Annotated in this window: 11 protein-coding genes and 2 pseudogenes; 7 read left to right on the top strand and 6 right to left on the bottom strand. The window is 68.1% G+C overall.

What is annotated here, in order from left to right:
- Position 1: 1 nt before the first annotated feature.
- A complete protein-coding gene (locus EDD93_RS32900; protein WP_123529593.1) occupies positions 2-1276 on the bottom strand; it encodes an alpha-L-fucosidase in 1275 nt (424 codons plus the stop codon).
- A 97-nt stretch (positions 1277-1373) separates the two neighbouring features.
- Here EDD93_RS32900 and EDD93_RS32895 point away from each other — a divergent pair, with 97 nt between their 5' ends.
- A complete protein-coding gene (locus EDD93_RS32895; protein WP_185092605.1) occupies positions 1374-2183 on the top strand; it encodes a ribonuclease activity regulator RraA in 810 nt (269 codons plus the stop codon).
- A gap of 232 nt (positions 2184-2415) precedes the next feature.
- On the opposite strand, the gene EDD93_RS32890 is transcribed toward EDD93_RS32895, so the two are convergent.
- On the bottom strand, positions 2416-2928 hold the full coding sequence (locus EDD93_RS32890; RefSeq protein WP_123531518.1) for a hypothetical protein: 513 nt from the start codon (positions 2926-2928) through the stop codon (positions 2416-2418).
- Positions 2929-3231: 303 nt separating this feature from the next.
- Between EDD93_RS32890 and EDD93_RS32885 the strand changes: the two genes are divergently transcribed.
- Both EDD93_RS32885 and EDD93_RS32880 read left to right on the top strand, forming a co-directional pair.
- Complete coding sequence (locus EDD93_RS32885) at positions 3232-4329, top strand: DUF5954 family protein (RefSeq protein WP_185092604.1); 1098 nt, start codon at positions 3232-3234, stop codon at positions 4327-4329.
- Between the two features lie 639 nt (positions 4330-4968).
- Entirely contained in the window at positions 4969-6183 is a 1215-nt protein-coding gene (locus EDD93_RS32880; RefSeq protein WP_123529591.1) for a serine hydrolase, read from the top strand.
- Positions 6184-6504: 321 nt separating this feature from the next.
- Here the strand turns inward: EDD93_RS32880 and EDD93_RS32875 are convergent.
- Positions 6505-7048 (bottom strand): annotated as a pseudogene (locus tag EDD93_RS32875) (alpha/beta fold hydrolase); the annotation flags it as partial.
- Positions 7049-7064: 16 nt separating this feature from the next.
- The gene (locus tag EDD93_RS32870; protein WP_123531514.1) at positions 7065-7451 is read right to left on the bottom strand and encodes a hypothetical protein; all 387 of its coding nucleotides are present in this window, start codon (positions 7449-7451) and stop codon (positions 7065-7067) included.
- A 533-nt stretch (positions 7452-7984) separates the two neighbouring features.
- Between EDD93_RS32870 and EDD93_RS32865 the strand changes: the two genes are divergently transcribed.
- From EDD93_RS32865 to EDD93_RS32855, 3 genes are all read left to right on the top strand, one after another.
- On the top strand, positions 7985-8203 hold the full coding sequence (locus tag EDD93_RS32865; protein WP_185092603.1) for a DUF6243 family protein: 219 nt from the start codon (positions 7985-7987) through the stop codon (positions 8201-8203).
- A gap of 370 nt (positions 8204-8573) precedes the next feature.
- On the top strand, positions 8574-8954 hold the full coding sequence (locus EDD93_RS32860; RefSeq protein ID WP_123529590.1) for a hypothetical protein: 381 nt from the start codon (positions 8574-8576) through the stop codon (positions 8952-8954).
- Between the two features lie 354 nt (positions 8955-9308).
- Positions 9309-10049 (top strand): alpha/beta hydrolase, encoded by a 741-nt coding sequence (locus EDD93_RS32855; protein WP_123529588.1) that lies wholly within the window; start codon positions 9309-9311, stop codon positions 10047-10049.
- A 725-nt stretch (positions 10050-10774) separates the two neighbouring features.
- On the opposite strand, the gene EDD93_RS32845 is transcribed toward EDD93_RS32855, so the two are convergent.
- Complete coding sequence (locus EDD93_RS32845; protein ID WP_123529586.1) at positions 10775-11326, bottom strand: hypothetical protein; 552 nt, start codon at positions 11324-11326, stop codon at positions 10775-10777.
- Between the two features lie 92 nt (positions 11327-11418).
- Between EDD93_RS32845 and EDD93_RS32840 the strand changes: the two are divergent.
- Positions 11419-11921: pseudogene (locus EDD93_RS32840) on the top strand (transposase family protein); the annotation flags it as partial.
- A gap of 380 nt (positions 11922-12301) precedes the next feature.
- Here the strand turns inward: EDD93_RS32840 and EDD93_RS32835 are convergent.
- Positions 12302-12874 carry a TetR/AcrR family transcriptional regulator gene (locus EDD93_RS32835; protein ID WP_123529584.1) on the bottom strand — a complete coding sequence of 191 codons (573 nt, stop codon included), beginning with the start codon at positions 12872-12874 and terminating at the stop codon, positions 12302-12304.
- Between the last annotated feature and the right edge of the window lie 57 nt (positions 12875-12931).

The raw sequence follows: 12931 nt of genomic DNA, 5'->3' as shown, positions 1-12931 counted from the left end.
CCTACGCCTCCCCGGTTCCGGAGGCGTCCGGATCCTCCGCCAGCTCCAGCTCGATCACCGGAAGCAGGACGTCGGGCCGGGCCGTCGGCAGGGTCAGGGTCAGGGTGCCCGCCGGCTCGCCCGGCGGCGTCATATTGGTGTGCTCGTGCCCGGCGCCGTCCACCTCGTGGAAGCCGATCTCCGAGCCGTCGTGCAGAAACTGCGCGTACCGGACCCGGCCCGCCAGTCCCGGCAGATGCACGTGTCTGAGGGGCCAGGCGAGCAGATGCAAATACAGATGACGGCCGCGCCGGGTGTACAGGGCGTTCGCCGGGGCGGTCAGACCGCTCGGCCCCGCGCCGTGCACGGAGCGCGAGTGCGGTGCCGTCCAGGAACCGATCGCCGCCAGGGTCTCCCGGGCGCGCGGGTCGAGGGCGCCCCGGCCGGTCGGTCCGACGTTCAGCAGGAGGTTCCCGCCGCAGGCCACCGACTGCACCAGCATCCGCACCAGCAGGGCGGGATCCTTGTAGTCGTGGTTGTCACGGTCGTACCCCCACGAACCGTTCAGCGTGTGGCAGGCCTCCCACCGCACCGGCGCGCCGTTCCGCTCCAGCGGCCGCTCGGGCTGGTACTGCTCCGGGGTCACGTAGTCGCCGGGTATCCCGAGCCGGTCATTGACCAGGATGCCGGGCTGCAGCGCGCGGACCGTGGCCATCAGCTCCCGCGCGCCCCAGTCCTCGGCCGTCTTCGAGGGGTACGTGAAGTCGAAGAAGAGCAGATCGATCTGTCCGTATCCGGTCAGCAACTCCCGTACCTGGCCATGCAGATAAGCGCGATAGGCATCCATGTCCCGCGGCTCGTCCTCGGCATCGGTGCCGCGCAGCGGATGGTGCTCGTCCACGGTGAAGCCGGGGTGATGCCAGTCCAGCAGCGAGTAGTACAGCCCCACGCGGATCCCCTCCTCCCGCATCGCCGTCACGAACTCCCGCACCAGGTCGCGTCCGTTCACCCGCACCGAGGTGTAGTCGGTCAACTCCGAGCCGAAGAGGCAGAATCCGTCATGGTGCTTGGCCGTGAGCACCGCGTACCGCATGCCCGCGTCCTTGGCGGCACGTGCGAGCGCCCGCGCGTCGAAGAGATCCGGATCGAAGCGGTCCAGGTAGCGGTCGTACTGCTTCTGGTCCATCAACTCCCGGCTGAGCACCCATTCATGACGTGCCGCCAGGCTGTACAGACCGAAGTGGACAAAGAGCCCGAAGCGATCGGCTTCGAACCAGCCAGGTGACGTGGTGGTCACGAAAAAACTCCTGACACATTGACAGCGCTAATCGATTAACTGTTATCTACCATCGATAGGCGATGATGTCACTGGCGCTGTGTACGGAGGCAAGAGAATGAACTCGACCCGGGATCACGGAGCACCGTCGGCAGAGGAGATCCGGACGTACGCGTCGATGCGGGCACCGATCCACACCTCGCAGTACGTGCGGCCCACTGAACGCATGGTGGAGGCCCTCGGCGAGGTCAGCGCGGCCACCGCCTGCGCGAAGCTCCACCAGATGGGCATCACAAGGACCTTCATCGACGGCCCGGTGCCCCTGCACCGTGAGCCCGACGTACAGATCACCGGAGGTGCCGTCACCCTCCAGTTCCTGCCGCGGCGCGAGGACGTCTTCAACGGCGCGGAGCAGGAGGACGCCGAGCGCGAGACGGCGCTGTGGAAGGTGCTCGAATCGATCCGCCCCGGCGACGTGCTCGTGGTGTCGGCCCAGGGCAGCCACTACACCGGCTGCCTGGGCGACATGCTGGTGCGCTACTTCAAGCTGAAGGGCGGTGCGGGGATCGTCGTGGACGGACGGATCCGCGACGCCGCCCGGGTACGCGCGCTGGGCGTCCCCATCTGGTGCACGGGTGTCACCCCGCACTACGCCTCGCAGACCGAGCTCTTCCCGTCCGCGTTCAACGTCCCGGTGGGGGTCGGCGGCGTCCTGGTGGCCCCCGGCGACCTGATCGTGGCCGACGAGGACGGGGCTGTCGTGGTGCCGCAGCACAGCGCCGTGCCCCTGGCCGAGGACTCGCTGCGGCATCAGGACCGGGAGGAGTTCGCGCGGCGCCGCCTCGACGAGGGGGCCCGGCTGTCCGACTACTACCCGCTCACCGAGGAGACGCTGCCCGAGTTCCTGGCCGCCCACCCCGCTACGTGAGCCGGCCGGGGACCGCCGCCACCGTACCTATCTCACCAAGGATGGTCTCTCCCGTTGCCGACGAGAGGGCCGGCCCGACGGCTCCGTAGCGTCATGCTTGTGCCGTTTCGTGGCGGGAACGTCGCGGCGTGCGAGAGAGAGCAGTGCTACGAGGCACCTCGGCCCGGCCCGGCGTGATCGCGATCCTCGTGGACTGCGGTCCGAGCGAACGGGGCTGCACGAGGCGGTGCGCTCAGTGGCGGCGGCCCGGACAGGCCGGATCGTCGGTGATCCGCACCTTCTGGGGCGCGTGCCGGGGGAAGGCCCAGACCCGGCCGGAGGTGCTGCGCGCGGTCAGCGCGGTGCGGTCCAGGCTGACTTCGTGGAACGGGTTGGACCGAGCGGAGACGGCGAGCCATTGAAGGGTGCTCTCGTCGTCGTCCCTGGTCAGTGCGACCCAGCCGATGGACCCGTGGCTGGCGGACTCTCCGGCCCAGGCGCGGCTTCCGTCGTGGGTCTGCGTGGCGAGGACGGAGCCGACCTCCACCCAGCTGTCGGTACTCCACTGCGTGGCACGCAAGACCTCGGCCCAGTGCCAGCTCTCGGCCTGCGGGTCATCGGGCCGGTCGGGCCGCTGCATGCACAGCAGATCCATCACGGTGAGGGAGCCGTCGGCAAACACGATCAAGTCCCCGTCGGGTGCCTCCCGGTCGCGCCATCGCCGACGCACCAGCCGCGCCATGGCCGTCGTGGCCGAATCGTTCATGCGCGGCATTGTGGCACGGGGGATCGGGCGACCGGACTCGGACACCTTCACGCTCGGCGGCGGCACCTGTCCGGCACTTCGGGCAGTCCGGCACGTCGAGCAGCACGTCACTTCGCGAAGCCCGTACCCACGCTCGGGCCCAGGAGCAAGGTCGTGGCCGACGCCGGGGCATATGTGACCGCCAGGGAATCGCCGTACCCCCGTGCCCCCGCCCGGTCGACAGAAAATGCAACAAGCATCCACGCGCTCGACCGAGCTGGTGAATCCAGGACGCGGGTGCGCCGTTGCCGTCAGGATGAAGACATGAGCGAAGAAGGTGCGAAGCCGGCCGAGCGGCCAGTGGTGGTGAGGGTTCCGGTGGAACCGGTGGAGGCCGCGATGGAGGCCGATGCTCTGGACGCGGCGCTGCGCAGCACCTTGGCCGTACGAGGGCCGCTGTTCGGGGTGGCCGCGCAGAGCGAGGGGGAGGGGCGCCGATGGCGCGTGGTCGTCGCGGTCACCCACGGCTGCCCGCAGCAGGCCCGGGACGCGCTGAACTCGCAGCTCTGGTTCCGGGCGAAGGACGACGCCAAGGACAAGGCGGAACGGCGGGCGCTGCTCGCGGCGGTCGCCCGGCTGGAGCGCGAACGCGTCGACGACCTCACCGTGCTCGACACCCGCTACCGCGTGGTGAGAGCTGAGGAGTACGCGGGCATGGACGCCCACGGCGACATCGAAACGCCGAGGCCGACCGACCCCGAGCCCCTCACCCCCGACTGGAGCGTCGGCGCCCGGCGCCCGAGGGTTGACGAGGCCCTGGTCCTGGACCCGGACGCACCGCTTTCCCCCGTCCAGGCGGCCGAGAGGCTGTCCCTGCGCTCCCTCGTCTACACCGGAAGCAGGTTCCCCGACTCGGTGCTGCACGACTCCGCTCGGGCCGTGGAGACCCACCCCGATGTCCTGCTCATGCCGGCGGCCTTCCAGATCGTGGAACGGACCGACAGCGGGCGCTGGACGCCGGGCAGCGCCCTGCACACCACCGCCCAGGCCGCCCGCACCACACTGCACTACTCCCTTATCTGGTTCGAACCACGCCTGCGCGGCCTCATCTCGCACGATGCCGCGCGAGACGTCGACGCTCACACCGCCGCCCCCGAGGGACCCGCCGACGTGGCTGAGGCGCTGGCGGAATTCGCCGAGGCCGCAGACCGGCTCCGCGCGGGCCGGCTCAACCAGATCGAAGCCCACGGCACCGTCTCCCGGATCGTCCGCACCCGCCGCCTGCTGCGCTGGGGCCCCGACGGGCCCGAAGGCCCACGGCCTTCCGACACCAACACCCAGGCCCCCGAAACCCTCCACCCACACCTCGACGAGAACGGCACCGTCCACTTCGACGGACCCACGAAAGAGGAAGCTTCGTGACCGCGTGACGAAGCGGGTCAGCGCGACAGCTGACGGACAGGAGGCCGGCGGCCCCGTTGGTCGCGTGCCGTCAGTGATCGGGGCGCATGCGGACGCTGCCAGGGCGCTGATCGCGCCGGCGGCGGGCATGGGAGAACGCCCGGAGCCGTTTGCCGCCCCGCTGCGGGGCCGGCGTACACGGCCGCCCGGACGATATTCCGGATCCGCCACTGCGCAGGGACGACTGACCTGGAACCGACGCAGATCCTCGCCCGTCCCGGGCTCGCCGTCACAGCACGGGACCCCGTCCACACCGAACTGGTGACCCACGCGCGCGGGGACCCGACTCCTGGCCTCGGCCACCCCGCGCTCCGGGCGGCAGGCCATCCAGGGAGGCAACCCACCACCGACCACTGACAGGGAACTCTGCTGCCCATCATCAGCACCGCGCAGTGTCCCTCCAATGCCCTGACCAGCCACGTCAAGACGGCGCAGACTCAAGTCAGCGATCCATAAAGGGGGTTATCCCCCCGCCGTTTCGGATGATCGCCCCATCGCATCGGCCGGCACCGCTCCGGCATCGTAAGCGTGCGACATGAGGGCGACGGGTGAAGGGCCCTCCGCAGCAACGGACTTGCTACGACGACGGAGGATGGACACGTGATCAAGTACAAGCGCGCACTGGGTGGGGCACTCACGCTGGCCGTGGCAGTTACTGTGACGGGAGGAAGCCTGCCGGGTAGCGCTGCCACCGCGGCGACCACGGCCAACACGACGACCGCACAGTCCACCCACACTGCCGACAATGCTCAGCTGCGTGCGATCATGCACCGGTTGACCACCGAAGACGGCGCGCCCGGAGCACTCGTCGCGACGCGGGACAGACGCGGCAGCTCGGTACTGACCAGCGGTGTCGCGGACGTGGACAGCCAGGCGTCGGTGCGCGGCGACAGCAGATTCCGGATCGGCAGCATGACCAAGCCCTTCGTGGCCACGGTCGTGCTCCAGCTGGTGGGAGAGCGCCGTGTCGATCTCGACGCTCCGGTGGAGCGCTACCTCCCCGGCGTCGTCCGCGGCCACGGGAACGACGGCCGGACGATCACGGTCCGCATGCTCCTCCAGCACACCAGCGGCCTGCCGGACTACCTCGACTACCTCAACCCGCAGGACATCCTCGAGAATCCGCTGGCCCACCACGACACCCGCGACCTGGTGAAGCTGGCGCTCGCCCACCCGCCGACCGCCGAGGAGCCCGGTGAGAAGCCCGGCTTCGTGTGGAACTACTCCAACACCAACTACCTGCTGGCGGGCATGCTCATCGAGGTGGTGACCGGACACCCGTACGGCGAGGAGATCCGTCGGCGCGTCATCGAGCCGCTCGGCCTGCACGACACTTCCGTGCCCGGCGATGACACGTCGATCCCCGGACCGCACCCGCGCGGGTACGCCCGTCCGGGCGAGGACGCGCCGCTCATGGACATCACCGCGTTCAACCCCTCCATCGCGAGCGCGTCCGGCGAGATGATCTCCAGCGGCACCGACCTCAACCGCTTCCTGGACGCCCTCGTCCGAGGCAAGCTGCTGCACCCGGCCCAGCTCAAGGAAATGATGAAGACCCGCTCGACCGGCGGTGACGACGGCCGGGCGTACGGCCTGGGCCTGGAGAGCCGGACGCTGCCCTGCGGCGGCGGCCTCTACTGGGGCCACGGCGGCGACATCTTCGGCTACCAGACAGCCGGCGGCGCCACAGCCGACGGCAGGCAGGCAACGGTCATGACGAACGTCGACCCGGGTGGAACGGACGCGCAGGACGACGACATGGAAGCCGCCGTCCAGACGGGGCTGTGTGAGGGGCGGAGCGCACACTCCAAGTAGCGGTTCGCGCTCAGTCGGCTCGGCGGTGACGACTGCCAGGCAGGGGAGGGGCATCCGACACGAAGGCCGCCGTCGGCGGAGTCACGACCTCGCCGGCGGCGGCCGTCCGGGCACCGAACCGGTGATGGCGTACGCGTCCCGTAGCAACCACGCCTCCAGCGCAGGCGCGGCACCCGCTGCACGATCTCCGACCGAGCCGCCCAGGGCACAACCGCACGATGCGAGGCTCCCGAAGCGGCTGGCCTCCCGCATTAGCCTCGGTCGACTACCGCCGGCGCCAGTCAGTCGCGGGCGACACCAACCGGCTCACGGGGCACCGGTCCTTATGTACGTCGCGGGAAGTTCACCGAGCGGCCGCGCCGGCAGGGCAGGCTCGGTCAGCGTTGCGCCAGGGCGCGGCGTAGAGCCATGCATGAGGCGTGCGATCTGCTCATCGGTGAGACCCTCGCCGTCGAAGTGAGCTGCGGGCACGAGTGGCCAGAACCCTTCATTCCCGGCGATCGATGCCTTCACGCCTGCCCCGCCGTCCGGCCGGGCGGAGACAAACGACTCGCCGTCAGTCGGAACACTGGAGCCGACGAAAACCACGCGATCCAGCCGTTCACCGAGCTGCTCCGCGGCCTGACCGACCGGGATGCCCGAGTAGCTGTGACCGACCAGGACGACGTCCCGCAAATCCCGGCGTTCGACCTCGGCAACGATGCCCTGGACGTGGGTCTGCTGCCTCGCCGGCACGCCCCGCTTGTCAGCGAGACCGGACAGCGTCAGCGGCCAAGCGCTGTGGCCGGCCGCGTGTAGATGCGCACCACCTCGTCCCACGCCCACGCCCCGAGCCGGCACCTGCAACCAGCACGAAATTCACCATGCCCGCACCGTACCCATCAGGTCGTATCGATGGCCCCACCCCATCGAGAGCCGGGGCCGGGATCAAGAACGCGCTGACCCACCTCGGATGACCAATTGGGGCGGAAGCGTGCAACGAAGTCTGCGAAGTCGCCCCGAAGATACCGAGAATCAGACGGCTTCAGCCGGATTTGGTGGCTGCTTCCCGCCCACCAGATCTCGAAATCCGCAACTGTTCCCTCCGCCGGCCAGCCATCGCTTTGTTCCGGAAGTAACAGGACGTCGACGAAGCCCCCGACGCTCAGGCCGATGTCCACGAAAATCCCGATCGCACCGGGCCGGGGAACCTTCACGACGGTGCCTTCAAAAACCTGCCCAAAGCGCAGCCCGCTTCGAATCCGAGTCCACTCGGCATCTGTCACCACGAACGCATCTTCGCACCGCGTGGCGGTCGTGGTGGGCAGCCTCACGAGAACGCAGACGATCGCTCTGAGTGACGGCGACGAGCTTGCGCTCGCCGTCCACCCAGGTGCTGCCCAGGAATCTGCTGCCTGATACCGCGGCCGGGCTACCACCTAGCCACCGTCTTCGACCTGCTCGCGGTTGAAGCTCAGGCCCGCTGAAATCCGTCCTGGTAGAATTTTCTGGCGTTCACCAGGCCGTATGCCCTCACTGTGCCGTGGAGGCGACAAGCGATGTCGGCGGTACAGATGTGCTGAGCTTCCCGCGCGGGGAAGGAAGCGGCGGACTCCGGAGGCTGCCATCGGCCCGGCCGAAGCCGGGCGTGCGAGAGACTGGTGCGCGGGGCTGACGGAACCGGGTAACGTCTTGGGCATGTTCTTCCAGACGCCGATTTACGAGTGAGCGCGTGACGGGCTGCTGCTGGCGTCCAGCGACGCCGCCGGGCCCGTCCCCAAGATGAATCCGTAGATCACTTCACATCATTCCGGGAGAACCCGTGACCGTGAGCAAGAACATCAACAACCCCGTGGGCATGGGCGGCGGCCAGCGTAAGAGGCTGTCCCGCGCCGAGCGGCAGAACAATGGTCCGCACCGCAACCTCGACCGCCAGGGTGCCGCCGACCGTAAGGCGGAGCTGGTGCGCAAGATGCGCGAGAAGGCAGGCGCAGCTGACGACGAAGCCGGGCAGGCGGGCGACGACACCGCACAGCGCTGACCACAGCCGCGCTGCAGCACCACAGGGCAGGGTCCGGAACGCGGCGCGCGTTGCGGACCCTGCTGTCGTACCGGGCGCGGGCGGTTCCGCTCAGCGCTCGTCCGACCACCGGCACCTCGCGATTCACCGGCGAAGCCACAGAAGCTCACCAGCAGGAGCGCAACAAGCACCTGCTCGGGCGACAAGGTTGGCCCTCGTTCACCGCGAGCAGCAGCGCTCGTCCCGTGCTTCAGCTCCGACGCTCCCGTGTCCACCAGACACACAGGGCACTGAGCCCCATGGCAAGGGTGAGGTAGACACCGGTCTCGGCCCATTGCAGGGGCCTCGCCGCCCACCCGTAGCCGCGGGCCACGTTCAGAGAGTGACTCAAATGACCAGCCAGCAGGCAACGACGACGCTGTGGCGCCCCACCGGTCCCAAGGAACTGGATCTGGTTCGGGAACTGAACTGGCGTGCTTGGCCGCCTCGGCTGCCCGAACAGCCGATCTTCTACCCCGTCCTCAACGAGGACTACGCGGTCAGAATCGCTCGGGACTGGAACGTCAAGCACGATGGCGCAGGTTTCGTGACTCGTTTTCAGGTCGAGTCGGAGTTCTTGAGCCGGTACCCCATCCAACAGGCCGGCGGGCGGACGATCCTCGAGCTCTGGGTTCCGGCCGAAGAACTGGATGACTTCAACGCCCACATCGTCGGCGCGATCCAGGTGGTCCACGAGTTTCAACCAGGCCTTCCACTGGGAACCGGTCATTGATCACTGGCCGACGAGGTCGCCAATTCCTGCCCTGGCCGAGGGCGTAGGACCCTTCAGGATCCACAGGGGCGAGACGATCGGAATGGCTGCCGAACGCGAACTCGTCTCAGGAGGCCGCGATGAGGCCACGCGTAGCTCTGCGTAGCGCTCTGAAGCGTTGCCGTATGGCTACCGAGTGCTCACAAGAACTCGTTGGCCAATCACGGCAAGCGTTGCTAGTCTTCCGGAGGCCGTGCGAGAGAAAGAGGAGGTGGTACCCGTGAACGTATCGACATGGGTGCTCTCCTCCGGGGTCACGGTCGGGCGATAGGTCGTCCGGGAGCGCCGCTCTGAGCACTCCCGAAAGGCACGACCGTGCATTTCACTTCTGAACATCATCTCGACGACGGCGTCCTCGAGCGCGAATTCACCCTTGGCGAGATCCCCGGCATCCTCTGGACACCCGGATCGAAATCCGCATCCGCACCCGCGCCGCTGATTCTGCTGGGCCACCCCCCGCTCGGACTTCACAAGATGCACTCCCGACTGGCAGGTCGAGCCCGGGACGCTGCGGCGGATGGTTTCGCCGCAGCCACCATCGAGCTTCCGGGGAGCGGTGACCGGCCCCGTTGGCCCGCCGTCGAGCAGGCTCGCGCAGACCTCCGCAGAGCGATGGCTGCCGACGAGCCGGTTGGCGAGGAAATCATCGAGGCCCTCATCCTCCCGCTGGTCGAAAAGGCGGTCCCGGAATGGCAGGCCGCCCTCGACGCGCTCCTCGCTCTGCCCGAAATCGGCGGGCCGGTCGGCTACTCAGGGGGAGTGATCTCCATTGGGACCCGACTGGCTGCGGTCGAGCCACGCATCTCGGCAGCCGTCCTGTTCGCCGGGAGTTTCGTTCCTCGCGTCATATTCGAGGATGCCCGCCGGGTCACCATTCCCCTGCATGTCCTGCTGCAGTGGGACGACGAGGGGAACGACCGGCAGGTAGCTCTGGACCTGTTCGACGCCTTCGGTTCCAAGGAGAAGACGCTGCACGCCAACATGGGCGGGCACACCGGCGTCCCGCAGTTCGCGGGGGACTCCGCAGCGCGGTTCTTTTCTCGCCACCTGAGCTAGGGCCTGTCGTCGAACTGCCGTCTGCCGCGCGGCGCCATGCACGCACTCTCGCCGCACCGGCCCCGGGCCCCGGTACGTCCAGTACAGGGGTCTGGGGCCGGCACGCCGAGAGCACGCACCTGACGGCCCCCGGCCGCCCTTCGGGCGACGACGGCAGTTCGAAAACAGGCCATAGCGCCGTGACCACGTAGGTCTGCCGGGTTGCCTGTTGGGACGGGCAGCCCGGTGCGCTCTCGCCGCGGCTAGGGGACGTTGACCAGCCTGGCCGCGACTGAGAGCGATCTGCTCCTGTGACCGAGGTGTGCTGTCCGAGCGCCAGGTGGTAAGTGGAGGGGCCAGCCGATTCGGCGCGACGGGTGGCCCACAACAAGGTACGGGGGACGAGACCTGGGATGGCATCATCACCGACCTGGATTCCGGCTCCGCTTAAGTCGGTTCCATTGGAATCGGCGCATAATAGCCCCCCAGCAGCCCCACATGAGCCGCGTGAGTTCTCAGGGATATGGGGGCACACAGAACCTGTGGGCCACGTGGAAATTTGAAGCCGCGTCAGACGGAGCGATCTCCGAATCGGATCACGAGTGCGTAGCTGGGACCAAAGAGCAACTGGACGCCTTGCAGCACATCCCTGTGACGTCTGCCGGTCAGAGGCAGGGGCCCTGAGGGCTGTCCCGCAATGATCTTGGCTCCGAGTCGGAACAGCCTGGGAAGAGCTGGTGAGGCGCTCAGCCGGTGCTTCGCGAGATGTTCAGGGACCGGGCGAAGTCGGCGAGCGTGCGGAAGTCGTCCTTCCGTAGGCCGATCCGCGGGTTGACGTGATGGAGGAGTCCGGGCGCTTGGTGGTGGGCGGTCACGTAGGTGTGATCCAGCTCGCTCTGCTCGTCGTCCACCCAAGCGAAGGGACGGCCGCCTGCGTAGTCCACCAGCGGTCCGGTCTTCCAGTGAACTCCGTCAGGGCGTTCCTGGAGTAGAACGTTGCCAAAGTCCACGAAGGGAAGTTCCGGAAGGCCGAGGACCGGTGCGATCCACCGGTTGGCGGTGTCCATCCATGTGGTCGCCCAGCACAGTTCGAAGCCGAGCTGGAGCAGGATTCGTCCGTGCTCTGGGTTGAGCCAGACCCGTAGGGGGCGCCGTCGGGACGAGAGGCCCCTGTCGTCCTCATGGGCGTCGTTCCGGGGGACTCTGAGTGTGGTGTAGCCGTCGGGACGCCTCTCCGGCTGGGCTGCAAAGGGGTTGAGTGGCCCGTCCACGTCGAGGAACAGCAGCGGTCGGTTCACGGTTCCCCCGGTCTAGCGCCCTGTGGACTGCCCCGATCAGCGTAGCTGTGGGATCGTCTCGGCACGAGGCGGGCCTGAGTGATGATCATGATGTGGCGAGTGTGATCACGGCATCGGAGCCGTCCTGGATAACCCCGTTCGCAGGGCTGAGCCCGCGCTGCTTCGGCAAACTGCTGACCACGCTGCGGCGTGGTGGAGCTGATGTGGTCCACCGTGGCCGGCCGTGGCGCCTGCCGCTCGAGGATCGGGTGTTGCTGGTCACTGCGTACTGGCGCACCAATCTGACGTTGCGGCAGCTCGCCCCGCTGTTCGGTGTCTCGGAGTCAACGGCCGGCCGAGTCATCAACCACCGCGGCCCCCTGCTCGCGCTTCGGCCCCGCAAGCGGTTTGCAAAGGACACCGTGCTCATCGTGGACGGGACTGGAAGCAGGCCCACAACAAGTCCCACAACCAGGTCCGCGCCCGGGTCGAGCACGCCTTCGCCCCTTCGCCCGCATGAAGACCTGGAAGATCCTCCGCGACTGCCGCCTCAAAGGCGACGGGCGTCCACCACGCCATGCTCGGCATTGCCCGGGTGCACAACCTCCACCTCGCGCCGGATAGGCGAGCGGTCGGACTGGTCACTGACCACGGCCGCACCGGTCAGAGATCATTTACGGGACAAGTCTTAGGGTGGCTTCGAAGCGAACGGCTCCGGTATGGCGCAAGGGTTTTTGCTGTTGGCTCCGAAACCCGCGACGATCGCCGAGATGATGAGCGCGAGCATGCTCAGGAACAGGCCGCCGGCCATCACCACGGCCAAACCGCTGCACTGGTCCAATTGGCGCCGACACCATCAGTCAGCACCTCGGCGCAGTCATTACCGGCGACGATCTCTCAAGGAACCCACCAGATGGACAGGAAGCCGCACTGGGGTAAGGCCGTTTCCGGGACATCCGGTTCCACGCTCACCTGCGAGGCATGTTTGCGGCCGGCTCAGCGGATCGTTGGAGCCGGCGTCGCGACCACTTCGCGCAGCTCGGCGGCGGCCTGAGCCATGAGCTGAGCGAGGGTGGTGTCCGGCTCGGCCAGCCAGCGGGGCATGGCGCGCCGGTGGATCGCCAGTACCACATCGATGATGAAGCGTGCTTTTCCAGGCGTGACGCCGCGGCGCTCGAGCGCCGGCGCCAGCGCGTCGGCGATGTCGGCGAGCTTGATCAGATCACGCTCGGCCAGTGCCGGGTTGGCGGCGATCACTCTTCCCCGGCGCAGCAGGTACTCGCGCGGGCGGAAGATCTCCTCTGCGGTTCCCAGCGCGGTCAGCAGCGCCTCGATGGGAGTGAGGCCCGGGTCGGCCGCCTCGACCTGCGCGACGAGGTGGGCCTCGAGTTCGTCACCGGCGAAGAGGACTTCCCGCTTGTCGGGGAAGTAGCGGTAGAAGGACCGCTCCTTCAGACCGGCGGCGCCTGCGATCTGCGCGACCGAGGTGCGCTCGAACCCATGCGTCTCGAACAGCTCGAGCGCCGCGCGTTCGAGCCGGCCCTGTGCGTCAGATTCCCATCGCGGCATACCCACCAGTGTACGACAACAGGGGCTGTCATCAGCTGGTACGGTCAATGACAACAG

Source organism: Streptomyces sp. 840.1 (assembly GCF_003751445.1).
Classification (GTDB): Bacteria; Actinomycetota; Actinomycetes; order Streptomycetales; family Streptomycetaceae; genus Streptomyces.
This window is presented reverse-complemented; position numbering and strand designations above follow the sequence as displayed.